The sequence below is a fragment of the Siminovitchia sediminis genome (assembly GCF_042680885.1).
In the GTDB taxonomy this organism is placed as follows: Bacteria; Bacillota; Bacilli; order Bacillales; family Bacillaceae_C; genus Siminovitchia; species Siminovitchia sediminis.
In genome coordinates this window covers 1-25,555 of the sequence record NZ_JBHUEO010000041.1, presented here as the reverse complement: position 1 = coordinate 25,555, position 25,555 = coordinate 1, and the positions used below count along the sequence as shown (strand labels likewise).

The 25,555-nt window shown below is 41.2% G+C and carries 26 protein-coding genes and 1 pseudogene; 19 read left to right on the top strand and 8 right to left on the bottom strand.

From position 1 onward, the window contains the following. The first annotated feature begins 630 nt into the window (after nt 1-630). From ACFSCZ_RS13460 to ACFSCZ_RS13435, 6 genes are all read left to right on the top strand, one after another. Nucleotides 631-1,608, top strand: coding sequence for a spore germination protein (locus ACFSCZ_RS13460; protein WP_380774526.1), 978 nt, complete (start codon nt 631-633; stop codon nt 1,606-1,608). Next, nucleotides 1,539-1,811, top strand: a complete 273-nt coding sequence (locus ACFSCZ_RS13455; RefSeq protein ID WP_380774525.1) for a spore germination protein — start codon at nt 1,539-1,541, stop codon at nt 1,809-1,811. Before ACFSCZ_RS13460 ends, ACFSCZ_RS13455 begins: the two co-directional genes overlap by 70 nt. Next, entirely contained in the window at nt 1,808-2,926 is a 1,119-nt protein-coding gene (locus ACFSCZ_RS13450) for a GerAB/ArcD/ProY family transporter (RefSeq protein ID WP_380774524.1), read from the top strand. Before ACFSCZ_RS13455 ends, ACFSCZ_RS13450 begins: the two co-directional genes overlap by 4 nt. Continuing rightward, entirely contained in the window at nt 2,907-4,082 is a 1,176-nt protein-coding gene (locus tag ACFSCZ_RS13445) for a Ger(x)C family spore germination protein (protein ID WP_380774523.1), read from the top strand. The genes ACFSCZ_RS13450 and ACFSCZ_RS13445 overlap by 20 nt, the downstream gene beginning before the upstream one ends. A gap of 272 nt (nt 4,083-4,354) precedes the next feature. Further along, the gene (locus ACFSCZ_RS13440) at nt 4,355-4,852 is read left to right on the top strand and encodes a spore coat protein (protein ID WP_380774522.1); all 498 of its coding nucleotides are present in this window, start codon (nt 4,355-4,357) and stop codon (nt 4,850-4,852) included. 667 nt (nt 4,853-5,519) lie between these two features. After that, nucleotides 5,520-5,660, top strand: a complete 141-nt coding sequence (locus ACFSCZ_RS13435) for a hypothetical protein (protein ID WP_380774521.1) — start codon at nt 5,520-5,522, stop codon at nt 5,658-5,660. Between the two features lie 175 nt (nt 5,661-5,835). Here the strand turns inward: ACFSCZ_RS13435 and ACFSCZ_RS13430 are convergent, their stop codons facing one another. Further along, nucleotides 5,836-6,141, bottom strand: a complete 306-nt coding sequence (locus ACFSCZ_RS13430; RefSeq protein WP_380774519.1) for a hypothetical protein — start codon at nt 6,139-6,141, stop codon at nt 5,836-5,838. 290 nt (nt 6,142-6,431) lie between these two features. Between ACFSCZ_RS13430 and ACFSCZ_RS13425 the strand changes: the two genes are divergently transcribed. Continuing rightward, a complete protein-coding gene (locus tag ACFSCZ_RS13425; protein ID WP_380774518.1) occupies nt 6,432-7,364 on the top strand; it encodes an aldo/keto reductase in 933 nt (310 codons plus the stop codon). A gap of 324 nt (nt 7,365-7,688) precedes the next feature. Here the strand turns inward: ACFSCZ_RS13425 and ACFSCZ_RS13420 are convergent, their stop codons facing one another. Further along, a complete protein-coding gene (locus tag ACFSCZ_RS13420; RefSeq protein ID WP_380774517.1) occupies nt 7,689-8,477 on the bottom strand; it encodes an HAD family hydrolase in 789 nt (262 codons plus the stop codon). Between the two features lie 267 nt (nt 8,478-8,744). Here ACFSCZ_RS13420 and ACFSCZ_RS13415 point away from each other — a divergent pair, with 267 nt between their 5' ends. Together ACFSCZ_RS13415 and ACFSCZ_RS13410 are read left to right on the top strand one after the other, a co-directional pair. Beyond that, nucleotides 8,745-8,909, top strand: a complete 165-nt coding sequence (locus ACFSCZ_RS13415; RefSeq protein WP_380774516.1) for a hypothetical protein — start codon at nt 8,745-8,747, stop codon at nt 8,907-8,909. A gap of 338 nt (nt 8,910-9,247) precedes the next feature. Then, a complete protein-coding gene (locus ACFSCZ_RS13410; protein ID WP_380774515.1) occupies nt 9,248-10,051 on the top strand; it encodes an MOSC domain-containing protein in 804 nt (267 codons plus the stop codon). Between the two features lie 78 nt (nt 10,052-10,129). On the opposite strand, the gene ACFSCZ_RS13405 is transcribed toward ACFSCZ_RS13410, so the two are convergent. Together ACFSCZ_RS13405 and ACFSCZ_RS13400 are read right to left on the bottom strand one after the other, a co-directional pair. Next, complete coding sequence (locus ACFSCZ_RS13405) at nt 10,130-11,602, bottom strand: aldehyde dehydrogenase family protein (protein WP_380774514.1); 1,473 nt, start codon at nt 11,600-11,602, stop codon at nt 10,130-10,132. A 187-nt stretch (nt 11,603-11,789) separates the two neighbouring features. Continuing rightward, nucleotides 11,790-12,941 carry an ArgE/DapE family deacylase gene (locus ACFSCZ_RS13400; protein WP_380774513.1) on the bottom strand — a complete coding sequence of 384 codons (1,152 nt, stop codon included), beginning with the start codon at nt 12,939-12,941 and terminating at the stop codon, nt 11,790-11,792. A 117-nt stretch (nt 12,942-13,058) separates the two neighbouring features. Between ACFSCZ_RS13400 and ACFSCZ_RS13395 the strand changes: the two genes are divergently transcribed. The 5 genes from ACFSCZ_RS13395 (at nt 13,059) to ACFSCZ_RS13375 (ending at nt 17,559) form a co-directional block, all read left to right on the top strand. Beyond that, the gene (locus tag ACFSCZ_RS13395; RefSeq protein WP_380774512.1) at nt 13,059-13,661 is read left to right on the top strand and encodes a trimeric intracellular cation channel family protein; all 603 of its coding nucleotides are present in this window, start codon (nt 13,059-13,061) and stop codon (nt 13,659-13,661) included. A gap of 201 nt (nt 13,662-13,862) precedes the next feature. Continuing rightward, on the top strand, nt 13,863-14,675 hold the full coding sequence (locus ACFSCZ_RS13390; RefSeq protein ID WP_380774511.1) for a glucose 1-dehydrogenase: 813 nt from the start codon (nt 13,863-13,865) through the stop codon (nt 14,673-14,675). A 660-nt stretch (nt 14,676-15,335) separates the two neighbouring features. Then, complete coding sequence (locus tag ACFSCZ_RS13385) at nt 15,336-15,566, top strand: hypothetical protein (protein WP_380774510.1); 231 nt, start codon at nt 15,336-15,338, stop codon at nt 15,564-15,566. Between the two features lie 249 nt (nt 15,567-15,815). Further along, entirely contained in the window at nt 15,816-16,112 is a 297-nt protein-coding gene (locus ACFSCZ_RS13380) for a hypothetical protein (RefSeq protein WP_380774509.1), read from the top strand. Beyond that, nucleotides 16,093-17,559 (top strand): FMN-binding glutamate synthase family protein, encoded by a 1,467-nt coding sequence (locus ACFSCZ_RS13375; RefSeq protein ID WP_380774508.1) that lies wholly within the window; start codon nt 16,093-16,095, stop codon nt 17,557-17,559. Before ACFSCZ_RS13380 ends, ACFSCZ_RS13375 begins: the two co-directional genes overlap by 20 nt. Before the next feature lie 86 nt (nt 17,560-17,645). On the opposite strand, the gene ACFSCZ_RS13370 is transcribed toward ACFSCZ_RS13375, so the two are convergent. Next, the gene (locus ACFSCZ_RS13370; RefSeq protein ID WP_380774507.1) at nt 17,646-19,007 is read right to left on the bottom strand and encodes an amino acid permease; all 1,362 of its coding nucleotides are present in this window, start codon (nt 19,005-19,007) and stop codon (nt 17,646-17,648) included. Between the two features lie 39 nt (nt 19,008-19,046). Then, on the bottom strand, nt 19,047-19,391 hold the full coding sequence (locus ACFSCZ_RS13365; RefSeq protein WP_380774506.1) for a hypothetical protein: 345 nt from the start codon (nt 19,389-19,391) through the stop codon (nt 19,047-19,049). A gap of 150 nt (nt 19,392-19,541) precedes the next feature. Here ACFSCZ_RS13365 and ACFSCZ_RS13360 point away from each other — a divergent pair. Both ACFSCZ_RS13360 and ACFSCZ_RS13355 read left to right on the top strand, forming a co-directional pair. Further along, a pseudogene (locus tag ACFSCZ_RS13360) lies at nt 19,542-20,166 on the top strand (LysE family transporter). A gap of 156 nt (nt 20,167-20,322) precedes the next feature. Beyond that, nucleotides 20,323-20,823, top strand: coding sequence for a DUF1648 domain-containing protein (locus tag ACFSCZ_RS13355; protein ID WP_380774505.1), 501 nt, complete (start codon nt 20,323-20,325; stop codon nt 20,821-20,823). 112 nt (nt 20,824-20,935) lie between these two features. Here ACFSCZ_RS13355 and ACFSCZ_RS13350 read toward each other — a convergent pair whose 3' ends face one another. After that, entirely contained in the window at nt 20,936-21,508 is a 573-nt protein-coding gene (locus ACFSCZ_RS13350) for a TetR/AcrR family transcriptional regulator (protein WP_380774504.1), read from the bottom strand. Nucleotides 21,509-21,690: 182 nt separating this feature from the next. Here ACFSCZ_RS13350 and ACFSCZ_RS13345 point away from each other — a divergent pair, with 182 nt between their 5' ends. The 3 genes from ACFSCZ_RS13345 to ACFSCZ_RS13335 all read left to right on the top strand — a co-directional run bounded on the left by ACFSCZ_RS13345 (nt 21,691) and on the right by ACFSCZ_RS13335 (nt 23,585). Next, nucleotides 21,691-22,251, top strand: coding sequence for an NADPH-dependent FMN reductase (locus ACFSCZ_RS13345; protein WP_380774503.1), 561 nt, complete (start codon nt 21,691-21,693; stop codon nt 22,249-22,251). Nucleotides 22,252-22,314: 63 nt separating this feature from the next. Next, a complete protein-coding gene (locus ACFSCZ_RS13340) occupies nt 22,315-23,244 on the top strand; it encodes a DsbA family protein (RefSeq protein WP_380774502.1) in 930 nt (309 codons plus the stop codon). 14 nt (nt 23,245-23,258) lie between these two features. After that, entirely contained in the window at nt 23,259-23,585 is a 327-nt protein-coding gene (locus ACFSCZ_RS13335; RefSeq protein WP_380774501.1) for a monooxygenase, read from the top strand. 117 nt (nt 23,586-23,702) lie between these two features. On the opposite strand, the gene ACFSCZ_RS13330 is transcribed toward ACFSCZ_RS13335, so the two are convergent. Continuing rightward, a complete protein-coding gene (locus ACFSCZ_RS13330; RefSeq protein WP_380774500.1) occupies nt 23,703-25,313 on the bottom strand; it encodes a PucR family transcriptional regulator in 1,611 nt (536 codons plus the stop codon). Nucleotides 25,314-25,555: the final 242 nt, after the last annotated feature.

Sequence of the window (25,555 nt, the reverse complement as noted above, 5' to 3'; positions counted from 1 at the left end):
GTTGGTCCAACGAGGAGTCTAAAGTTATTTTGAGAAGTTGGCAAGTGGCCTTTTTATTTACATAGATTCGAATTACCTACATAAATTAACTGCCAAACCTTACATTTTTAGAATGCCATAAACAGAATGACAAATAAAAGCAATCCTGTGAATCGAATCACAATCTGCTTATCAGTTTACTCAACCAAACACTGTTCTGAGCCGACTTACTTTTAAACAGTATACGTTTAACGAGATTCAATGAGTGTCCCTTCAACAATGAAAGGAAGTTCCATAAGATCAACCAAGGCGTATTTCTTTAGTAGGAATATGCTTTTTTGCTGTATATTAAAATGAAAACTCAGCTCTTGCCTCGGATGCTGGATGTAATTTGTACACTATGGAAGAAATGGACGAAAAAAAGTGGAATGGCTCCATGAACGTATGGAAGGAATGATTTGTAGACCAAAGCCCTTGTTTGGAACCAAATTCCAATGATAACTGAACCTGAAGGCGCTGGAAAAGAGTGACGGGAGTCTTGACGACCTGTACCATTCATCCATGGAAATGTCTTCCTTTTCCGTATAGAAGCCCCTAAATATGGGTCAAAATAGAAGAGTGAGTAACTATTTTATGACTAGAGGCGATCTGATGAAACGCTGGTCTATAAAAATTCAAAAAGAGATAAAAAAGAAAAATAATCAACCAAGCAGATCAGACAAGCTGGATAGAAATATAGATGCTAATATCCGGCAGCTAAACAAACTGCTGGATGAACCTGCTGATCTGATGATCAGGGAATGTAACATTGGTGAAGAGGCAAACCATAAAGGTGCCATCGCTTATATTGATGGACTCATTAATAAACAGTTGGTTCAAGATAGTATTTTGGGGAATTTGCAGGATTTAGCGAAAAATCAGCAGTTACCCAAGGAAAGTACCAAGCTGTTTGAACAAATATATCAACGGTTTATTTCCATTAGTACGATAGAAAAAGGAACCACGCTTGAGGATGTAGCCAACGCCATTCTCTCCGGAAAAACAGTCTTTTTCTTGGATGGCCGGGAAACAGTCCTTTTGATGGATACGAAAGGCGGGGAGAGCCGTTCCATTGAGCCGCCTGCTACGGAAATGGTCGTCCGTGGGCCAAGGGCTGGATTTGTTGAAAATCTGGGAACGAATTTGGCGCTGCTTCGGCGCTCTCTTCAGACCCCGGATCTGCGCTTCAAGACCTATCAGATGGGAAGGCGAAGCAAACGAAGCCTTATCGTTGCGTATGTGGATGGTGTGATCAATCCGGCAATTGTGAAAGAAGTATCCAGAAGGCTGGAAACCGTAGATATTGATGATGCCTCAGAGTCTGCCATCATTGAACAATGGATTGAAGATAGCTTTTTATCCCCCTTTCCGCAATTGGACAGTACAGAAAGGTTGGATAAGGCTTCCTCCGCACTTTTGCAGGGGAAAGTGGTTATCCTGTTAGACGGAACACCGTTTGTATTAATTGCCCCGGTTGTTTTGGGAGATATGTTAAAGTCACCGGAAGATTATTACCAAAGATGGATATCCGGTTCTTTACTGCGATTGTTGCGTTGTTTTGCTGCTTTTTCCGCACTTTTTCTGGCATGATCCTGGTTTTCATTATGATGAGTATTCATATGGTGAATTTAAAAAGTTTGGGCATACCTTATTCAACTCCATTTACCCCAACGATGTCTGGGGACTGGAAAGATCTCATTATTCGAGCACCGATGTCAATGCTTACCAAACGCCCAAAATTTTTAGATCCGGAAGATTCAAAATCCGTTAATAAAGAGGTAAAAGATTCATGAACTCTTTCGAGTATGGTGATGAAAAAATTAGCGGGAAAGAATTAATGATTGCCGTACCATCTATGGTGATCAGCGTCGGTGCCCTTTCACTACCCAGAGATATTGCCGTTGAGACAAAGAGTTCTGACGGATGGATCGCTCTTGTAATCGCTGGTGTATTTTGTATATTGATCATTTGGATGATGGCTAAAATAGCTGCAAGCTTTCCCCATCAATCTTTTTTTTCCTATGCTTCCATCATTGTGTCAAAGCCTGTAGCGGTTGTCCTTACGTTTATATTTGCAATCTTATTTATTTCTTTGGGCGCATTTAATATCCGTGTCCTGGGGGATACATCCCAGCAATATTTATTTAATCAAACACCGGTAGAAGTTGTGACCTTGTCCTTTTTACTCGTTGTCGTCTATGCAGTTGCGGGGTCACGGGCAGCTTTGTTCCGTCTTAATATGTTGTTTTTTCCGATCATTATAGGTATTTCTCTATTTGTGATCCTCTTTAATCTTAAATGGGTGGATTGGACGAATTTATTTCCGGTATTCCAAACAGACTTTCAGGGACATTTGAGAGGAATAAAAAAAAGCGCTTTTGCTTATATGGGATTTGGTATCGTCTTATTTTATACAGCATACGTTGATCGTCCCAAAAACACACCAAAACTGGCTATGCTTGGTATGTTGATCCCCGTTGTTTTGTACGTATTGGTTTATCTCATCTGTCTGTTGGTATTCAGTCATGCTGCGACCTCACATTTGCTTTTTCCAACAATTGATTTGGCCAAACGAATAGAACTGCCTGGCGGTATTTTGGAAAGAGTGGAGGCTATTTTCTTCATTATATTTACAATGGCTGTTTTTACTACTACCGCCATGGCATTGGATGTGGCCATTTTAGCATTGCAGTCTATATTTAAACGGTTGAAGAAAATGCAGTTGATTTTCATGTTAAGCCCGCTCCTATACTTTATTGCACTATCTCCCCAGAATATCGGCCAAATTCATATGTTTGGGGATCTTCTAGGCAATTACCTGGTTTCATTTACCTTCCTTACGACGATTGTTTTGTTCATCATCGCTAAAATAAGAGGGGTGAAGCCAAATGATCAAAAAACTACATAAATGTTTATGCTGTTTTCTTGCTGTCCTTCTTCTTTCAGGCTGCTGGGATGTAATAAATATTGAGGAGCGGGGTTTTGTAATCGGGGCTGCGATTGATTTAGCTGATAAAGCGAATACAGGTGAAAATACTCAATTAACCTTGACCAATCAATTTGCTGTACCGCCGGGTTTAGGTACTCCCGGTCAAGAAGGCAGCGGAGACGGGAAGGCATATTTGAATTTATCAGCAAGCGGGGAAAGCATTTATGCAATCGCCCAGGAAATGGCTAACCAAACAAGCAAGCTGCCATTTTTTGAACATTTAAAGGTAGTGATTATCTCCGAAGAGGTGGCATCCAGGCCACAGCTTTTTGCCGATGTAATGGATGTTTTTATCCGTAATCGTGATACACGCAGGGGAATTAAAGTGCTCATTGCCAAGGGAAAAGCGAAGGATATATTAAACATCCAGCCGGAAAATGAAAAGCTGCCTGCCAGGTATATTGATAAAATCCTTCAAAACAGTCTGACCATAACAGGCGAAATGAAGCCCGTAAGGATCGGCGATATTCATGAATATTTGCTTACCAAAAATAGCTTTATCTTATCTGAGGTAACGGCAGATCACAAAAAAATAAAACTGGAAGGAGGGGCCGTGTATAAGGGTGATTCTGGGAGACTCACCGGAAGGTTAGAACGGGAAGAAATGCTGGGGGTGGATTTGATAACCGGTGAAAAAGTACAGGGGCCAATTGTGGTGAACTATAAAAATCAGTTAACCACATACTTGATCGAGGAAGCGAATAGCAAGGTTAAAATAATAGCAAAAGATCCGGAAAATATTGATATAGCTGTAACCATCGAATTGGAAGGTGAAATTGAGGAAACCTTTGGAACAGGCAAATTCGAGGATCCTGTAGTTATCCAGAATGCAGAAAAGGAAATAGCCGCTAAAGTACGGAATATTTCAAATGAAACTATTCAGAAAGTACAAAGAGAATTCGAGGCGGATATATTCGGTTTTGGGAATCACCTAAAAAAATTCCATCCGGATACATGGGAAAAGATCAACAAAGATTGGGAGCATGGTGAGAATTATTTTGCCAAAAGCCATGTAAATGTAACGGTAAAGGCAAAGGTCCGCACGGATGGTGTTGTAAACAAATCGGGTAAATAAGAAAGAAGAGTGATGAGAAGTGTGGGATATATTGTTTGGGTTTCTGCCTCAAAACTTAAAACTCATTTGTACAGTGCTGGCTTTTGCTGTACCTTATTCCGTTTATAAAATAAATCGGAAATTGCATGAAAACGGTGATCCACCGTGGAAGCGAGAGGAGCAGAGGTGATGAGTGCCGGGCCGCTTTGCCCATTTACAAATGGACGTATAACCAAAACCCATCTTTTTGAATAAGGTGAATTCGAAAGAGAAAATCCATTGGAGGGATTGCGATGTCCATTGAAGAACGAAACAGACTGGCCTGGCATGAAACCCTTGAAGTACATGAACTTGTTGCTTTTCAATCAATCGGTCTGATGAAACTGAAGATGTCACTGAAAAAAATTACTGACCCTCATTTGAAGTCTATATACAGGGCAGTGATTTCTGATTTGGAATTAAATTTACGGGAATTAATACAGTTTTATCCATCTGCTCCTGTAGGCGCTCATAGGGAGCCAAACCCTGCAGACCTTACTGGATTTTATGCCGGTGACTTACTCGGTCTCAGTAAGGCACTTGTGCGCAATCTGGCTATAGGTATAACTGAAACCGCCACCCCTGTTTTAAGAGAGACATTGACAACCCATCTTCTAAGAGCTATCAAAGGCCATGAAATGACTTATAACTATATGTATCAAAAAGGATTATATCCTTCCTATGATTTACCGGAATTGCTGAAAAATGATCTTAACAATGCTAAAAGGGCACTGGAAATGAGATCAGAATAAATTCGGGTTCATGAAGAGCAGCAAAATAAATGAATACAATATTAGTTTTCTCATTGGGGTTTGGTTTGCTGTTGAATACAAGGAGGGTGCAGCACCTTTTTAAGAAGTGTTGAGGAAAGATTCTTGGGGCCCTGCAATTGCCCCCTTATATGATCGTCAGGATCGCTATAATATTCATGAAGGTTGTATCCCCATCTGAAAACGAGTGGGGATTAATTATCGTTGACATATATAAATTGGTCATCTATTCAACTCAACTGATGAAAAAATGCCATTTAGTCAGCTTCTATCGCCGGATTAGACTTTTTAACGGTGAACGAAAGGCCGTTTTCTTAACCCTTTTTGACAAAAAGTCCTATAATGAGATTCATATGGAGATCCGGTTTGTACGAGGTCGGGTCGGTTTGAGCTAGTTAGTACAGATTGTTATGTTCATAATTTCACAAAATTTTGGTATTCCAATAGAGCTTTTCTTAGCAATGGTTTGTGAATGCTGAAATTACAGGAAGGCGGCTGAAAAACAAAAGAAAACTCTATGAAATTTGGTGGGAGTTGCAAAAGCTTATCTGGTTTTATAAAAGATGCTTCAGAATCAATGCCCGCAACGGTATGCTTGTCATGCTTGTACTTCCTGTTTCGCGTGAACAGCAAATGGCAGACGGTGAAAATGGAACTTGTAAAAAAAACTTGTATTGATGTTAACAGCCTGGAAGATGACAAAATGAGTGAATTTGTTTTATTCAGTTTTATTTTGATTGTTATTGGGATTGCAGATATGCTTATATCAGAAGTAGAAGAGTGGGTATGAATACTTCGAAAGGATATTTTCTTGGCGGCCGGACTTTAACAGGTATGACGAGGGCCTGAACTGTGATTTAACAGATTTTGCCGGTTATAGAAGAAGCCTCTTGCCAAGCCTTTGGAATGGCAAGAGGCTTTGGATAATAGGCTCATTTCTTGGGATGTAAGCTCTCAACAATTGATTAATTTGTTTCTCCGCTGTCATCAAGAGGCTCATCGGTCTCTGTTTCATCGACAGGATCCGCCGGTTCCTCCATATTGGTTTCACCGGACGATGGCTCACCACTCATATCTTCGGCCGGTTCTTCCATATTGCCTGACGACGGTTCTTCATTCATATCTCCAGCCGGTTCTTCCGTATTGGTTTGTTCCATTGGAGCATCTGCAGGGTCTTCCTGAGCGGGTACATCCTCACCGCCTCCACAGGCAGTTGCAAGGAGTAGAACAAGAGCAGAAAGAAATAGTTTTAACATCCGTTTCACATTCATTTCCATACCTCCCATTTGCTAAGGTAAAACAAGTTTTCAGCTCCTTTCTTACCGTGTACCGTCATTGTAACAGCAAGGATTACAAAATATTGCTAAAAAAACCAATTTTAACCAAACATTAAATGTTTTGTAACCTTTCTTAATAATTGTAATTAGTTGGTAAATACATAAAGTCAAGAGATGTATGAAAAAGGAGCCTGCCTTTTAATCATTTTATTTATTTGAATTATGAACCTGATCATTTTAGTATGGTTCATAAGGAATTAAATGGAAAATGGGAGGGTGTTAACGTGATCAATCAAGTACAGCTGGGTAAATCTGAATTATATGTGAATCCAATAGGCCTTGGCACGAATGCGGTTGGCGGACATAATTTATATCCAAATTTGGATGAAGAAGCGGGGAAAGAGATCGTGCGTACTGCCATTCACAACGGAATTAATTTTATTGATACGGCACTGCTTTATGGTCCTGGCCGTTCGGAAGAATTAATTGGTGAAGTCATCCAAGAAACTGGAAAACGTTCCGATTTGGTCATCGCTACGAAAATCGGACCGGTGTTTGAAGGAAACAAAATGAAGATAGATAACTCACCGGAATTTTTGAAACAGGAAGTGGAGAACAGTTTAAAACGTCTTCAAACCGATTATATCGATTTAATATACATTCATTATCCGGATGAAGATACGCCAAAGGATGAAGCAGTTGGAGCACTGGCAGAATTAAAAGAAGACGGAAAAATCCGCTCAATTGGAGTTTCGAACTTTTCGCTGAAGCAGTTGAAAGAAGCCGATAAAAATGGTTATGTAGAAGTTTTCCAAGGAGAATATAACTTATTGAACCGTGAAGCGGAAGAAACGTTATTTCCTTACATCAAGAAAGAGAATATTTCATTTGTACCGTATTTCCCGCTGGCTTCCGGGTTGTTGGCAGGAAAATACAGCCAGGGTGATACATTTGATGACCTGCGCAAAAATCTCCCTCATTTCCAAGGGAAAGCCTTTAAACAGAACTTAGAAAAAGTAGATAAGCTTCGTCCTATCGCGAATGCAAAAAATGCCGGGGTCGCACATGTTGTCCTTGCCTGGTATTTAACAAGAGGCGTCATTGATTCAGTCATCCCGGGGGCAAAGCGAGCAGAGCAAGTCCTGGACAACCTAAAAACATTAGCCGTTCAATTAACAGACGAAGACATCCGGGAGATCGACGAGATTTTCAAGTGACATCCTATACAAATTTATAACAGGGGTTCATCGTAATGAAACCTCTCAATTGTGATGAGTAAGGCAGAATTCGGTTTGAAAGCCTATGTTGAAAAATTTTACAGATAATGGCCACTGATCAGTCCCGAGTGCCCATTATCTTTTTTTGTGAAAATGACTGCTGGATGGTGTCTCGGAAAGACACAATCATTAGAAGAGTACTTTTGGAGGGAAATATATGTAAGACGGGGAGAAGAGGAGGACATGCATTTTCAATCACCTAACGGGGGTAATAGTTCAAGCCAGGAATCAACAGGAGAAGACGGAATCTGTTAAAATAAAGCCTTATACCGCATAGGATGTAAGAAGGTAACGTTCTATAAACTCCGCTAATCCATCATTTTCGTGGTGTCCTGTTACCAAATCAGCTGCTGCTTTTACTTTTTCTCCGGCATTCCCCATTGCTACACCTAAACCTGCATGACAAAGCATCTCCACATCATTGGGACCATCTCCAATGGCTGCAGCTTCATTTGGGTGTATGTGAAGTTTGGAAAGTAAGCTGTTTATAGCTGACCATTTGGAAATATTGGGAGCCACCAGTTCAAACCCGTCATCCCAGTCAATAACCTTAGCTTCGTTCTTAAATAAAGCAGATAAATCAGTACATGGCGTTCCTGTTCGAACACTGTATTTTAAAACATCCTGATAATTTGCCTGTTTTAAATCTCCAACATACTGTGGAGAAACTTTTCCAGTGATGGTCCAACCATCGATTTCTTCGTTAGTCTCCTTACAATAAAGCCCATGGGCTGTATGGATCAATACATTGCATGGTCTCTCAGAAGTTAAATGGTGAAATCGATCTTCGTTCAATTGGACGGTTTTCATCTGCATCACCTTCCCGGTCTCTGCATCGTGAATGGCGGCGCCATTCAAACAAATCATAGGCGTTTTCAACCCGATTTCCCGATGGTAGGGAGCGGTGACTTCATAGTGCCGTCCCGTTGCCAGAAATACCATGATTCCCTGCTTCATGAGTCTGTATACAGCTTCCATGTTGCGGCGGGAAATGGAGTTTTTGCCTGTAAGCAGTGTACCGTCCATATCAATAAATAGAGCACGTATATTCATTATTCATCCCTCCTTATCCGTTTCTAAGCCCATCCTATCACCTGAATACTAAAGCCCGGTTAACTCTGTGTATAGATTACGTAAAGTTTAGGACATACTCATTTTCCTTGAAAAAGACTAATCCCAAAGCAGGGCACTGCCAAACGGTCAGGGATATATTTTTGCTTACAAATATTTTTCGTGGGTATTGCAGTCCAATAAGCTCAAGGATGGAGTCTGAAACTCTGGGTATAATAATGATTCAACAACATAAAAAGGAGTGGCAAAATGACTGTCAATAATGAGAAGAAACAAAAACCAGCAGGCAGAGATTACCAAAGTGGTGTCACAGAAGGTAACCTGCCAGGTTACAGGGAGGAACAAAGTAATAAAAAAGATACGTTAAAATCGGAAGAAATACGATATAAAAATGCTGATAAAATATATGAATAGTATCCAGGCAGAAGTTGATCTTCACCAACCCGGCACTGATCGTGCATTCACCCCCAATTTCTCGTGAGTAACACTGAGAATAGGGACTTTCTATTTGTAATGCCGGTACCATCGTTCCCGGCTGTTATTTGTCATCCGATTGTTCTTGTGTTTGTTATGAGGTTCATCGGATGGATGGCTGGAAGTTTCTTTAGTGATCATTTGCCGCCTGGGCAGCCGATTCCTGAGCGCAGATGCATTTTTGGTTTAGCAAGCCGGAGACTTTCAAAATAGAAGAGTCGAAACCTTTCACTTACTATCGTATACTTAGGGAAAGATAGTGAAAAGGGGTTATGTTCATGCAAGTAGCTTCACTGTGGAGATATCCGGTAAAATCCATGATGGGCGAGGAAATGAACGCCTGTGATATTACTGAAAAAGGGCTGTTCGGTGATCGCGTATATGGGGTAGTGGATCGAGAGACAGGGAAATTGGCCAACGCCAAAAACCCTAAAAAATGGCCGAATATGTTTAGATACAGGGCTGCTTTTATCGAGCCCCCAAAGCTGGGAAAACCATTTCCTCCTGTCCGAGTTATTGCACCAAATGGCCAAACTGTAGCCAGCAGTGATGATAACGCAGACAAAGTTTTAACAGAGAGCTTTCAAAGAGCTGTCACACTGTCTTCTCCTTCACCTGATGCGATTGAATTTGAAGGCTATGTCCCTGAAGAAATTGAAGAACTTGATAATCGCGGATCCATATTTACCAGGCAATCACCAGGGGAAACTTTTTTTGACATTGGTAAAATACATATTATCACTACATCCACCATTGATGCATTGCGATCGCTTACTCCCAACAGCAGGGTTGAGCCGAGACGCTTCCGCCCCAATATTATTTTAGAAACTCCAAACGAACAAGGCTTTATAGAGCAGGAATGGGTCGGAAAGACGTTGACGATTGGAAACAAAGTACAATTAAAAATTGTCCAGCCAACGAAACGCTGTGTGATGACTACACTTGCCCAAGGTGATTTGCCAAAAGACATCAATATTTTGCGCACGCTCGCAAAAGAGAATGATGGCAACTTTGGGGTATATGCTGACATTATTCAGCCGGGACCAGTCAAAATTGGAGATACAGTTCAGGTTAATGAATAAATTGACTAAACAAAAAAAGAACCGTTAGCCCTGATAAAGGAGAGATAACGGTTCTTAAATTTTTTTGCATATTTGATGTTATTCCAGATAATCCGGATCAAACGGATTTTCGCGTTCCTGGGTTTGAACGGAAATCCATTGGACGGTTGTAAATTCTTCAAGCGACCACTTTCCGCCAAAGCGGCCGATGCCGGAAGCTTTTTCTCCTCCAAAAGCAATCAGCGGTTCATCATTGACGCTTTGGTCATTTACATGAACCATTCCTGTAACTATTTGCTTCGCTGCTTCGACGCCTCTTTCAGGAGAACCGGAATGGACGGCACCGCTTAAGCCAAACGGAGAGTCATTTGCAATACGAATGGCTTCCTCATCATCTTCTGCCTTGATGATGGTGGCTACAGGTCCGAACATCTCATTCTTTGCTGTGGCCACGTCGTTTGTACCTGTCAGAACAAAGGGAGACATGACATTGCCTTCCACTTTACCTTCAAGGATGACTTCGGCACCTTCTTTTTTCGCTTCTTCAATTTGTCCAAGTATCCGGTCGATGGCCCCCCTATTAATTAAAGGTCCGATCAAGGTATCTTTCTCATGGGGATCACCGACTTTGATTCGTTTGGCTTTGCTTACAAAGGATTCTACAAATGGTTCATATTTATCTTTATGGACGATGATCCTGTTGATGGCCATACAAATTTGGCCGTTATGCATGAATTTCCCGAAAAGAGCTGAGTTTACTGCCTTTTCGACATCCGCATCTCCGAGAACTACAAGGGCATTATTTCCGCCAAGCTCCAGTGCTGCTTTTTTAATATGTCTTCCACAAAGTTCGCCAATATGGCGTCCAACAGGGGTAGACCCGGTAAAGGAAATGAGTCTCGGAATAGGGTGTTCTACAAACGCATCCCCAATTTCGTCAATATTTGGTACAACCACATTGAGCAGTCCTTCAGGTACACCTGCTTCCTCAAATACTTTTGCGAGCAGGATGCCGCCTGTCACAGCAGTTTGTTCATCAGGCTTCAATACAACACCGTTCCCGGTGGCAAGAGCAGGGGCCACAGATCTCATGGCCAGATACATCGGAAAGTTAAATGGCCCGATCACTCCTACAACACCAAGTGGTTTACGATAAATTCGATTTTCCTTTCCGGGTACTAAAGAAGGGATAATTTCGCCTTCCATTCGCAGCGGAAAGGAGGCTGCCTCTCTGGTAATGGCAATGACAAAGTCCAGTTCAACATTGGCTTTGAGATGGGAAGACCCGCTTTCATTAATCAGATGTTCAACAAATTCTTCCCGTCTTGACTCAATGATTTGAACGGCTTTTTCCATAATTGATGAACGTTCAAAGGGATTTAAATTCATCCAGTCCTGCCGAACTCTATCGGCTGATTGGTAGGCTTCATCAATATCTTCTTTGCTGGCCATTTTGATTTTTTGAATGACTTCATCGTTGTAAGGATTTTTTACCTCATAAGTGGCTTTGCCATTTCCATCTCTCCATTGTCCGGCAATATAATTTTTGTTGAGATTTTCATAAGGCTGCATGATGAACAACTCCTTTTTTCTACTCGATTCAACCGTACAAGTGTTACAATTACAAGCTACCCTTTTTTTTATTGATTATTCCACCGTATCATGGGGATCTGTTTCAAGCCAAAATGTGCCCGCTATGTCAGGGTTGAGGTTTTTCAAAAAAACCTTCCGATACAGGAAGGCTTTTTGAATGCGTATATTAAGTTAAAAATTTCTTTGCAATCTCTTGATATAAATGGACAGTGTTCAAGTACTTATCAATTTCAACAAATTCATCCGGTTGATGGGCAAGAGATGTTTCTCCGGGTCCTAAGATAATGATTGGAAACTTCTTCTTGGCACTAACAAATTGGGAACCGTCTGTATAACCGGTCATTCCTCCCAGTTCTATGGGACCATCTGCAGCTTTTACAACACTTTGAACCAGCTTTACAAACGGATCATCACCCGATGTTTTTACAGGGGCTTGATCATTCAATATCCGAACTTTTGCTTTAAGTTCCGGATATTTCTCTTTTGTCCGTTCAATCACCTGTTCAATCTGTTGAATGATTTGTTGATGATCTAGTGATGGAATGGTCCGGATATCGATATTTGCAGAACATTGGTCAGGTACAACGTTTGTATTTGAACCGCCCTGGATGACATTAACGCTGAAGGAAGGTCTGCCTAACAGGGGATCTTCCTCATCTTCAAAATGAAATGGATTATCCAAAATGCGCTGAATAATCTCATTCATGTGTACAACAGCATTCACACCCACTTCAGGCATGGAGCCATGGGATGTTTTTCCATAGGTAACAATTTGAGGCCACAATGCTCCTTTGTGGGCAATTTTGATTTGATTATTTGTAGGTTCTGCGATAATCAAAGCATCTAAATGATCTGCATAACCTTTTTCAGTTAACTGCCGGGCGCCGACTGCTCCAGCCTCCTCTCCGACAGTTGCCAACAGGATAATTTCTCCTCTTTTTGGGAAACCCTGTTCCTTCAGTGATACCATAGACAAAGCACAGGCAGCCAATCCGCTTTTCATATCAACAGCCCCGCGCCCATAGATGTTTCCATTGACTTCTTCGGCTCCAAAAGGGTCGTGTTCCCATTCGATTTCGCCTGTTGGGACCACATCCATATGGCCGGTCAGTCCAAGAACCGGACCGCTGTTCTCGCCCATTAAACGCGCAATGAGATTGGTTCGGTTTTCGTCATATTCAACTAGTTCAGTTTCGATGCCGTGTTGATTAAAAAGGGCCTGTATCTTTAAAGCAACCTCTGTCTCATTACCTGGAGGATTCACGCTCTTAATTTGAATAATTTCTTGTAAAAAGGATATTGCTTGTTCCCGATCCATTTTTCCTCACCTCTTCGTAAGTATCCCCTTTATTTTCCATCATACCCAAATTTATTACATACATGTGTATAGAATGATCAATAGGGAATGACAATAAAGTAAAAAGGTGAACAAATATTGGTATGGGATATCCTGAATATTGTTGGTACGCTCGCCTTTGCTATTAGTGGTGCCATGGTCGCAATGGAGGAAGAATATGATATTCTCGGCGGATATGTGTTAGGTTTTACCACGGCATTTGGCGGAGGAACCATTCGAAATTTATTAATAGGAATACCAATTCAAGATATTTGGCAGCAGGGGAACTTATTTATTATTGCCTCTTTGGCCATAACGGTTGTCTTTTTGCTGCCGACTGGCTGGTTACAGTACTGGAATAAATGGGGGATATTTTTTGATGCATTGGGTTTGGCGGCATTTGCCATTCAGGGAGCCCTTAGCGCTGTTCAGGTTCAGGCCCCGCTAAGTGCAGTGATCGTAGCAGCGACATTGACTGGTTCAGGAGGCGGAATCATTCGTGATGTATTTGCAGGAAGAAAACCGCTGGTTTTTCGCGCAGAGATTTATGCCCTTTGGGCAGCTTTGGGTGGAGTGGTGATTGGCCTGGGTTTTATCAATGGACCTTGGACTGCCGGTATTCTGTTTGCTGCCATAGTTGTATGCAGAATGTTGTCTGTACATTTTAAATGGAAATTGCCCAAACGCACCATGACTTCGTAAAAGGAGCAGGAGGGATGATTGGAATTTCAATCATAGATGGTTTAGTCGGGTAGGCATGATCATCTTTCGGGAAATAGACTGACGGTTTGTAAGGGAAGCAAAAGGCAGACAGTTCATGAATGTGAATAGAATAGTACAAATAAATGAAGGCAAAATATTACAGGCTGCCCCTGTTATGTTTCTCTGGTACGAAGTAAACAAATGAATCAGAAAAAGGAGGAAATACTATTGCACAACCGGTTTGATGGGAAAGTGATATTAATTACTGGTGCAGGATCCGGTTTAGGACAAGCAGCTGCCTTGCAGGTGGCAAAAGAAGGAGCAAATCTTTCACTTGTTGATTTAAACGCCGACTCTTTAGAGGAAACAAAAAGTAAAGTACTGGACGTTGCACAAAACGCAGAAGTACTGTTGATCACAGCAAATGTGGCGGATGAAAGTGCGGTTAACAACTATGTGAATGCAACTGTTGAGAAATTTGGAAAAATCGATGGTTTCTTCAACAATGCAGGGATTGAAGGAAAACAAAACCCTACAGAGGTGTTTGGCATTGAAGAATTTCAAAAAGTAGTAAATGTAAACTTAAATGGCGTGTTTTACGGGATGAAACATGTACTAAAAGTTATGAGAGAACAAGGCTCTGGTTCCATTGTCAATACTGCTTCTGTCGGCGGTATCCGCGGGGTAGGAAATCAGTCCGGTTATGCAGCCAGTAAACATGGCGTTGTCGGGTTAACCAGAAACTCCGGCATTGAATACGGACAGTACGGTATCAGTATTAATGCTATTGCACCAGGCGCGATAATGACACCTATGGTTGAAGGCTCATTAAAACAGATCGATCCGGACAATTGGGAAGAAGTAGGAAAACAATTTGTTGAGCCAAATCCGATGAAACGATTTGGAAAACCAGAAGAAGTCGGGTATCTAGTGGCATTCCTCCTGTCTGATCAATCCAGTTTCATTAATGCAACAGTCATTCCGATCGATGGCGGACAATCTTACAAATATTAATAATGAAGCGGACAGATCTCTCCATTGATCAAAAGAGTCCTGCTGATATTTTGCCTTGGAGACTGGCCTGGTTATTACAAAAATTGTTCAAAGCATTGGGCAAATAACCGAGCAAAAAAACTCAAAAAGCAGGGAATAAGATCTTCCCGCCATGAGTCTCCATTTTTTAAAGGTTGAACGTGATTACTGAATCCCCCATTCGAGGGCGTATCTTCCGGGTACGTTCCCTTACATGACAATGGGAACGATATTCGGGAACGCATCTTCTGTATACGTTCCCTTTCATGGGAGTTGGAACGTCGTTCGGTCACGCATCCCCTTAATACATTTCCTTTTTATTGGCTGTCCTTTATTTTAAAATTCATAAACCATTTGTAATAAAGGTATTTCAGGCAGTCAGAACTCTTTCTCACCTTTTGAAGCTGCCATTCTTGTTGTTACAAGACTTAAGCGTCCATATATTTTTAGTCTGCGTACTCTGTGACCAGTAAGCTGTATTAATACTCCTTTTTTCATCATTTCTAGTTACTGGTAACTTTCCGCCTCTGTTCCATTCAAAAACATATATATTACCTTATCTAAACGAAACGATTTTTAAATCGGTATTAAAAGAAAAGTTTTACACATACTACTGATGAACCTATAAAAAGGAGTGATTTCATGCCCCAACAACAAGTAATGGCAACCCTTCAGCAAATTAGCCAAATTGCTCAGCAGCTGGAACAGACCGAGCGTCAAAATGCGGCTAAGCTCCAACAGTCTCAACAGCAGGGAGCAGCTAACATGTCCAATCAAATGCAATTTGCACAGCTTGAACAAAATGCTGCACAGCAATTGCAACAGATCCAACAGCTTGCAGCTCAATGCCAGCAACAATTAAACCAGCAATGAATGAGATGACCCCGGCAATGCATGCCGGGGTTATTTTTCAATTACGAAAAAAAGCTATAAATTCAATGAGAAAGAGTAGGCCCTTTGACGATATGTATAAGCCCCTAACCCAATATATTTCGGGCAACCCCAAGGCACTTCCAAGGACCTGCTTTTTTAACGGCACCCGGTACCCCAACAATCAAAATTTGCAAATGAATGGCGGCCACAAATGGAGGAACAATAAATAAAAAACTATGAGGTGATCAAATGGAAAATTACCAAGACTTGAAAAACACACTTGCTTATCTCCATTCTGAAATCAACCGTATTGAAACGATGGCCGGAACACTCTCCACAGTGGAACGAGAACACTTCAAAAAACTTACGAATTTCGACCATAAAGAATTAATGGATATTGCAGTGGAGGAACAAAATGCTGCGCGTCAATTGGGAACGATGAAACATATGTGTTTATCCATGGCTGAAAAGATTGAGGGAATCCAAAACGCGATTGAACGTGGTGAACTTGGAGAGGGTAATCAACGTGGTAATCAGACTCATTGAAAATCTGATCCGTTCAGCCGTAAATGAAACTGTGGATAAAGCGATTACAAGAGCCATTCGGGATCAATACACGGAGAACCTGTTTGAGATGTATCCCGCGACGAAAAAAGTCGGTGTTACCCATCTGATGGAAATCGTAATGAGGGCCCGTCAGGGAACTCCAGTGGCCCGGCCTCTAGGAACTCCCATTCATTTATCTCCTTGGGAGAACATATTGTTTAATCCTGTGCATCTTTTTCGGTTTCCAACACCTGAAAATGTGGGAATCCGCACTTCCATAACAATTGGCCATCGTGCAAGAAAACCGCTGACGATTTCGATGCCAATTATGATCGCCGGCATGTCCTTTGGGGGTGCTTTGAGTAAAAACACTAAAATTGCTTTAGCCAAAGCAGCGACTGCTGTCGGTACGGCTACAAATACGGGAGAGGCAGGGCTTATGGAGGAAGAAAGGGCTCATGCCGGATTGCTTATAGGTCAATATAATCGGGGTGGCTGGCTAAATACCCCTGAAAAATATAAACGTTTGGATGCAATTGAAATTCAATTGGGGCAGGGCGCTCAGGGATCTACACCGCAACGGACAACAGCCAAAAATATTGGAGAAGACTTTAGGGAGGTATTTGGTTTGGAAGAAGGGGAAGATGCTTTGATTCATTCACGCCTCCCTGGTGTCGATACAAAAGAGGATTTTATTCAGTTAGTGAAACGTCTCAGAGATGAAACAGGTGTACCGATTGGGGTTAAAATTGCCGCTTCCCATCATCTGGAAAAAGAGCTGCAAGTTGCGGTGGAAGCGGAGGTGGATTTTGTTACGCTTGATGGAGCAGAAGGAGGAACACATGGAGGACCTCCTACCTTACAAGATGACATTGGATTGCCCACGTTGTTTGCTATTACAAGGGCTGCCGAGTTTTTATCGAAAAAAGGTGTCATTCGAGACATTAACCTGTTAGCAGCCGGAGGCTTAGTCACACCGGGGCAAATGTTAAAAGCAATTGCTTTAGGTGCCGATGGAGTTTACATTGGTACGGCTGCTATTATGGCGTTGGTCAGTGAACAAATAGTAAAAGCAGTACCTTTTGAACCGCCAACTAGTCTTGTCGTCTATACAGGAAAGATGACCGATCAATTACAAGTTGATCAAGCGGCCAAGAATTTAGCGAAGTATTTGAATGCAACTGTACAAGAAATGGAATTGGTTGCCATGACGCTTGGAAAAACAGCATTAACCGATATTTCAAAATCTGATCTTACGACGGTCGACCCGTTTATTGCAAAAGCTACAGGAGTCCAGCTTGGGTATGTTTCCCCTGAAAATCAGAATCGTTTTTTTGAGGAAACGGAAGCTTTATTCCGGACATATGAAGGTCAAAAGGTCAATCAAGGCGGCACCCCATATGTATCAGATGAAAGCGGGGGACAGGAACAGAGGCCTTTGCATTAATGATCAATGGTAAAACCAAAGTTTCCTCCGGATAAAATTTGCCGTGGTAAAAAGCCAGAGTAACATCACTCTGGCTTTTTACCATTTTATGTTCTCTGCGGCTCAAGCCCTTTCTTCCTTTTCTTCACTGCATTGATAATCAAAAGTACAACAACGATCAAAACAATAAAGAGAATACTGACAAAAAACCCAGGTCTGCTTGAATCTTTCAGTAATGTGCCGCTGATCGCCAGCAATATTAATCCCATTCCGGTAAACCGTTTGACATGGTCAAATCCCGAAGCTTTAATAATTCGGGGAAAAGCAATTAAGACAAAAAACCAGTTGTATAAAAGCATTAAACCGGCAGCCGTTGTAATGTACTCATACACCCTGTCGGGCATGAGCAAGCCCAAAATAATGGAAGCAAGGACTCCGCCTATTGTTAAAAAGAGGGCAAATGGAGGGACCTTTAACTTTCCTTTTTTTGAAAAAAGTTTCGGAGCGTCGCCGTCCTTGGCCAAAGTCACAATCATGCTGGTGACAGCGAATAGGGAGGCAGACATCGTAGAAAATCCCGCAATAATAATACCTCCGATAAACAAATGCGGGAAGATGTGGATATCATATGGATTCAGTGCAGTGACAAAAGGACTTTCTTTTGTGGTAAACTTGTCCAATGCTGTCAGGCTCGTGACTAAGATAAGAGAAATGATATAAATAATGGTTAACAGGACAACCGTATTGATCGCGGCTTTCTTTGCGTCATCTCTTTTTTTCAGCCGGGTCGCCAGTATACCCATAATTTCTATGCCGCCGAATGCGTAGAAACCAAAAACCAATGATGCCCATAACCCGGTGATTCCGTTGGGAAAGAGTTCCTTTGTATTGTCGGGTATACGGATATTCGCTTGATTTCCTCCAAAAAAACCAAACATCACAGTAATGGCCAACACAATAAACATCAGAATGGCAGCAATTTTAATAACAGCGAACAAGTTTTGTGCTTTTTCAAATCCTTTGGTTCCTATGAGGACAACCACAATGCCCAAAACTGCAAATATAGAAGAAAAAATCCACAATGGAACATCCTCAAACCAAAACCTTGAGAGGAGTGACAACGCAGTCATCTGGCTTCCTGTAATCAGCAGTTCAGAAAACCAAAAGGCCCACCCGGTACAAAATCCGGCCCAAGGACCAAAAGCTTTTTTGGCATATGACCGAAAAGCTCCCTTTTGGGGATCTTTTGCGGACATTTTGGCTAGAGCTTCTGCCACAATATAGGTTCCCAATCCTGCCAAAAGAAAGGAGAGGATGATGGAAGGTCCGGTCATCTTAATGCCAATGCCTGAACCCAGAAAATATCCTGTCCCAATAATACATCCGACACCAATGAGGGACAGCTGCCACCAAGACAGTTTTCCGCTTTTTTTACCCCCTCCGCTGCCCGCGTGCGGCGGTATTTCCACTAGGCATTCCTCGCTTTCCTATATTTAAATGGGTAAGGGTTATTCATCATCTTCCTCTTCATTTTTGCTCTTGTCTTCCTCGGTCACACGATAAAACTGTGTGGACATGCTGCCTTGAACAATATGCTTTAGAAAAAAGTTCCCTACCAGCTCTACATATTTTTCATCATCAAACATTTTCTTGTTTTGCAATTCCATCTCTGCAAGCCCTTGGTATTTCGCCAAAAGAGCATATGTATGATCCTGTCCCGTTAACGGGGTTAACAGTTCCACCATGTGGTTGTAATGTTTATTCCGATAGTTTTTCATGTGGTGCAGGTTTTTCATTCCTTCTTTAAAGTTTTCCTGCTTGATTTGAAAGGTTTGATACACATAAACGGTCATTCGAGCAGCCCTCCTCCTAAGGTTTTATTATGTGCCGGAAGCCTTGATTTATACTTTTTCTAACAAGCGTTCATCTAAAAATACATGTCGTATAACTTGTCCTTAACGAATAGTATGGGTACAAACCAAAGAAAACGAGGGGCTGTGTAGATGGGTGCTTTTTTAGGGTATGTGTTTCTCGGATTGTCGCTGGCAGCGCCAATCGGTCCTGTAAATGCTGCTCAGCTGGATAAGGGGATTAAGAGCGGTTTTTTTCACGCGTGGCTCGTAGGTTTGGGAGCGGTTACTGCAGATGCTGTATACATGGCGGCGGTTTTCTTCGGAATGGTGCATATATTGGAGATCCCTTTTGTAAAAAACGTTTCTCTGGTCTTTTGGTTTTTTTGTTTTGGTTTATACCGGCATAGAAAGTATATGGAATGCAGGCAAATTGGCGTCTGCCAGAAGCAGAGCAGATGAATCGCCGATCAAGTCGTTTATGTCGGGATTTTTAATGTCCATCACGAATCCGTTAACCATCCTTTTCTGGCTTGGCATATATGGGTCGGTCCTTGCTAAAACAGTGAATGAAAATGAGCTGTCCACTGTACTCCTTTACAGCTTTGCAATATTTTCCGGCCTGCTGATCTGGGACATTGCAATGGCAGGAGTGGCCACCAGTTTTAGAAGATTGTTGTCGGACAGGATCCTTGTCATGATCTCTGTGATTTCTGGATTATCTCTCATTGGATTTGGAATCTATTTTGGGATGCAGGCATTTCACATGATTTTCTAATTGAGGTATGGGTATGTGATCCGATTATATCTAGTAAAAGGGGGTTTCCTGGCTATAAGGAATGTTTCTTTTTTTCCTGGATATATCGGAATGGATTCTTAAAAAAGTGAAACTCTTCCCCCTCTCGGCCGTATGAGTGGCAGAGAGGTGTTGCTGATGCAAAGTTATAACAAACCCAAAGTAGACATTCCAAAGACTGTGTTTGAAAAAGTGTTTGATGGGGTGGGCTTTATTGTATTCACCGGATGGATTATTTACATGATTGTGATCTGGAATGACCTGCCTGCTCAAGTACCCGGCCACTATGACGGAGCAGGGAATATCACCCGGATGGGATCGAAAATGGAGCTGATCATCCTGCCGGTGATTGCCGGCTTCCTGACTGTTTTTTTGAGTTTTATTGAAAAACATCCGGAGTGGCATAATTATATAAATCTCAATGAAAACAATATTGAATTTCAATATAAAAACTCGAGGATGATGCTGAATGTCCTTAAAAACATTATGATTATTATTTTTGCTTTTCTTAGCTGGAGAACGATTCAGGTTGGACTCGGAAAAGCGGAATCTCTCGGAGCTTGGTTTATGCTGGTCTTTTTGGCACTTACTTTTCTGCCGATGCTTTTCTTTATTATTCGTTCGGTTCGGCATAAATAACTTCGTCCAACGGTCATTTTCCAGGGCACGCTCGGAATTTTTCCTATTTTAACAAGTGGAAACGACCTTGCTAATAATAAGCACGGTCGTCTCTGTGAATGGCTGTCTTTCTTTATGTCTGGGGTGGGGTCGTATTGACCCCTGCAAGCACATAAGGAACAGCTCTTTTTATAAATTCTTCCGGCGATAGCTGATTGCTCTCCCTGCGCCATTCCACGGAAGCCCCATACAGTCCCCAGCTGAGCATGACTGCAGAAATCTTCAGCCCTTCATTCTCCTCTGGGCCGTACTGCCTTAGAAGCATGTTATAGAAAATAATTTCAAGCTGATCTCTAATAATGCGGGCAATCGTATCCTCGTACCCTCTGTGGCAGCGGTTTGACAATGATGTTTGAAAGTTCGTGATGGCTTTAAACAACTCCATCATGGTTTCTTCATTGAGTGACTTATCCTCAAAGTCATTGCCGTTCAAATTGATGAATAACACCTCGGATAAGACTTTCTCGAGCAAGTCATAGATATCTTCAAAATGATAATAGAATGTAGCCCGGTTGATCATCGCCTCTGTTGTAATATCTTTTACGGTAATATCCTTGAACTCTTTTTTGCCGGAAAGCTCTATAAATGAATCCATAATTAATTTGCGAGTACGCAGTATTCTTGGATCTGTCTTTGTTTGTGTCATGTCCACGCTCCCTCCCTACTTTTTAGACAGTTTCTCTGATGTGTTGGATAAGCAACAAATCCAAATAATTATTGGTGTTGGTCATTTTCATTATTCACTAAGATAGAGTTGTAAAGCAAATACGAGGCTCTTGAAGCGAGCAGAACTACTAAATAAAAAAACACATCAGGGGAGGAATCATAATGACTAAAATTGGAATTATTACAGGGAGCACAAGAGATTCGAGAGTGAATATACAAGTTGCTGAATGGGTGAAATCTATCGCGGATCAAAGAACGGATGCACAATTTGAATTGGTGGATATCAAGGATTATCAACTGCCAAGATATAACGAATCTATACCGGCTATCATGTCGCAAAATTATCAAACTCCGGAAGCTCGAGTCTGGTCCGAAAAAATTAGTGAGCTTGACGGATTTGTCTTTGTCACACCTGAATATAACAAAGGAATTACGTCCGGTTTAAAAGATGCTATCGATTATCTGTACGTTGAGTGGAATAACAAAGCGGCTGGGATTGTCAGCTATGGGTCATCCCTTGGAGTGACAGCGGCGAACAATTTGCGTCTGATCCTGACCGTGCCGAAAGTGGCAACAGTAGGAACACAGCCAGCGCTCAGTTTTTTTACAGATTTTGAAGAAATGAGAACTTTTAAGCCGGCACCATTCGATCAAGAAACCGTTCAAAAAATGTTGGATGAGGTTGTTGATTGGTCAACGGCATTAAAAACCATTAGAGATTAATTGAAGAAAACTTTTATATCGATTTCTATTAAAGAGGGAATATCTAAAGGAGGCAAAAATCAAATGGCAAACAAACAGAACAGTGTGATGTGTGATATGGAAACAGGTATTTGCGGTGTAGCTGGCGAAAAAGAATTTGGAATCATTGATTTTAATCAGCCGACAAAAACGATTGACCTTTATTATGTAACGGATCCCATTTGTTCTCACTGCTGGGCAATTGAACCTGTACTTCGCCGGTTTAAAGAGCAGTATGGACACTACTTTAGTTTTCATACGGTGATGGGCGGACTGTTGGAGAAATGGGGGGACGGTCCTGTAGATCCGGGCAATGGAATACATGGTCCTGCAGATGTGGCCGGCCACTGGAGGGAAGTGGGAGAGCATTTCCGGATGCCTATAGACGGCTCACTCATGATCGATAACCCGGTTCAATCATCTTTTCCCCCTTCCCGTGTTTTTAAAGTGGTCCAAAAACATCATGGAAATGCAGTGGCCTACGAATACTTACGCCGCTCCAGAGAAGCTCTTTTCGTATTCAATCAAAATATTGGGGAAACTTCTGTTTTAGAAGAGATTATTAACCAAATGGGGCTGGATGGAAAAGTAATTGTAGATGAAGCGCAAAAGGAAAGCGGGGAGCAATTGCTGCATGAAGACTTTGCCCTTACCAGGACTCTTGGTGCCAGAGGATTTCCAACCATTATCATGGTCAATGAGGATAACAAAGGAGTCAGAATTGTCGGCGGTCGTCCCTTCGAATATTATGTGGATGGGCTTAAACGCATTCTGGATACAGAAGAACTGAAACCAAAGGAGCAGCCAACTCTTTCTGATTTAATCGCCAAAGAAAAGCTTTTATTCTCCAAAGAAATTGAAGTGATGTATGATGTGGAGAAGCAGGATATCAGAGCATTTGTTGAAAAAGAACTTCCAGCGGGAAGTTATGAAATAAAGGACATTCTCGGAGAAGCCTATATTCATGCCCAATAAAAAGGAGGATCACAATGGCATACGTATTGCAAGTCGATTTTAAAATGGATGGCCCATTTGGAGATGAAATGGCTGCAGCTTTTTCTGATTTGGCCAAAAGCATCAATGAGGAAGAGGGCTTCCTATGGAAAATCTGGACGGAAGATCCGGAAGCAGGCGAAGCCGGAGGAATCTACCTGTTTGAAACAAGAGCATCCGCTGAAAAATATCTGGATATGCATTCGAAAAGATTGGCCGGCTTTGGCATCCCGGAGGTCAATGCGAAGATCTTTGCGGTTAACTCTGTACTGACGGAGATGACGAGGGGTCCGGTTTCAATCGAGATAGGGACTCAAATATGAAATTCCTGAGTAATATACAAGAAAAATAGAAGAAACTTGAATTGGAAATGACCCTTGTAAAGGGTCATTTTTTAATCCTTATAATTTTTGAAAAAAGTATTTGGAAAGAGAAAACCATTATTTTGATATGAATCTATATGCTTTAATCGCAAACTCCAATGGTAATCTATTTGGGTAGGACATAAAATCTTTACCTAAAAGGTCCTGCAGCTTGTTAATCCGGTGATAGAGTGTTTGACGTACAACAAATAGCTTTTGGGATGCTTCTTTATAAGAGCCGTTATAATCAAGGAATACCTCTAATGTAGTTAAAAGCTCTTCTCTGGCAGCAGGCTCTAACTGTAATAATCCTCCTAAATGGGTTTGGATAAAGGTTTCTAAATATTGTTTATTGTGAATTTGAAATAGCATATCGTATATCCCGACGTCTTCGTAAAATAAAACATGGGTGATATTAGACTGCCTTAATTCAATGACACGCTTGGCTTCGATATACGATTGAGATATTTCTGATACATTTCTATAGTGCTTACCTATCCCCACATCGTAATGATCCTTAAATAACTTTTTTAGTTCACCGTCTTCGGTAATGAGCTTTAAAGTCTCCATATACCTGACCTTGGCATTCTCAGCATTGTTGCTTAAGATCATAAAAGAAACGATACTTATTTCATTTTCTCTAACTGATATTAAGGGAAACAGGTTATTCCTTTTAAAAAGTCTCCTGATGATCAGAGTAATTCTTAATTTTGTTTCATTCCATTGTTTCCAATGTTCGTCGTGTACTTCGTTCATAATGAATACAATTACTCTGGAAATGGAACTTTTATAAGCAAAAGGCAGTAAGGAATCAAGTTTATGATGGTCATGAAAGCGGCCGTTCAGCATTTCTTGCACTACTTCGACCTCAGTATACTGCTTTCTTTCCTCGGCAATTTCGTGTCTTAATATAATTTGTGAAACTGCTAAACCCGCATGGTCCAGAACAGTATGTAAAAAGTCTGAGTTTCCTTCCTGGTTTATTTGCAGAATTAAATAACCTGGTATTCGGCCGGTATTTTCAACCATAGAGCAAATAAAATTCTTGCCATTCATTTGAAAAGAATGATCTCCTAAGTCATATTCATGGATATATTCTATCAATTCTTTCTCAATCTCTTTGGCATGCGGTGGATAGTAGATAGAAGAACTTTCGGGCTGAATATAAAAAGCAGGAGCCTTAAAATAATTATGTAATTCTTCCAGAATTTTTAGTATCCCATTTGGTAATAGAGACAGGGAATTAAACTTCTTTGAGAGAGTATACAGGCTATTTAGTATCTGGTAATGATTATTAACCATTAATCTGTGTATGTCCTGTGTGATATCAACAAACTTTACAATAGTAGGGAAAATAATAATGGGTATTTTCTTTTCATTGGACAATTTTATGATTTCTGGGGAAATGTCTCTAAACGTATTTCCAAGCTCAATGCATATAGCAGCCACTTTTTTTTCCATCAGCTGCTTAACAAATGAAATGTTAGCATAAGGTTCGGAATCGAGACCTATTCCAGTTGTCAAAATTAATTCGCCGCCGTTAAGATAGTCAATGAATTTCTCGCTTTCTATAATGTGAGTCCATTTTACAGGATTTGTTAATCCCATCTTACCTGAAATCACTTTTACATTCTTAAAGGTATCTCGTTCCAAAATATCGCGAACAGACAATTCAAAGTGGTTATTCAACTGGTATGATCCCTCCGCGTTAAAAATATGCGAATAATCTTTAACATATTGTTAAAATCAATTTTTAGAATTATGTGTATAATTTTAACCAATTGGAAGTTCTATTGTCAAAATACTGGGTAATGTCAAAAGTTCTATGAAAACTCACTAGATTTCTATCAGTGGTTGGGTGGTTAACTCACGCAATCGCCCTTGACAAACACGCCAATGGTTTAGGTTGTGAATAACAAGGGCGAAGGGAA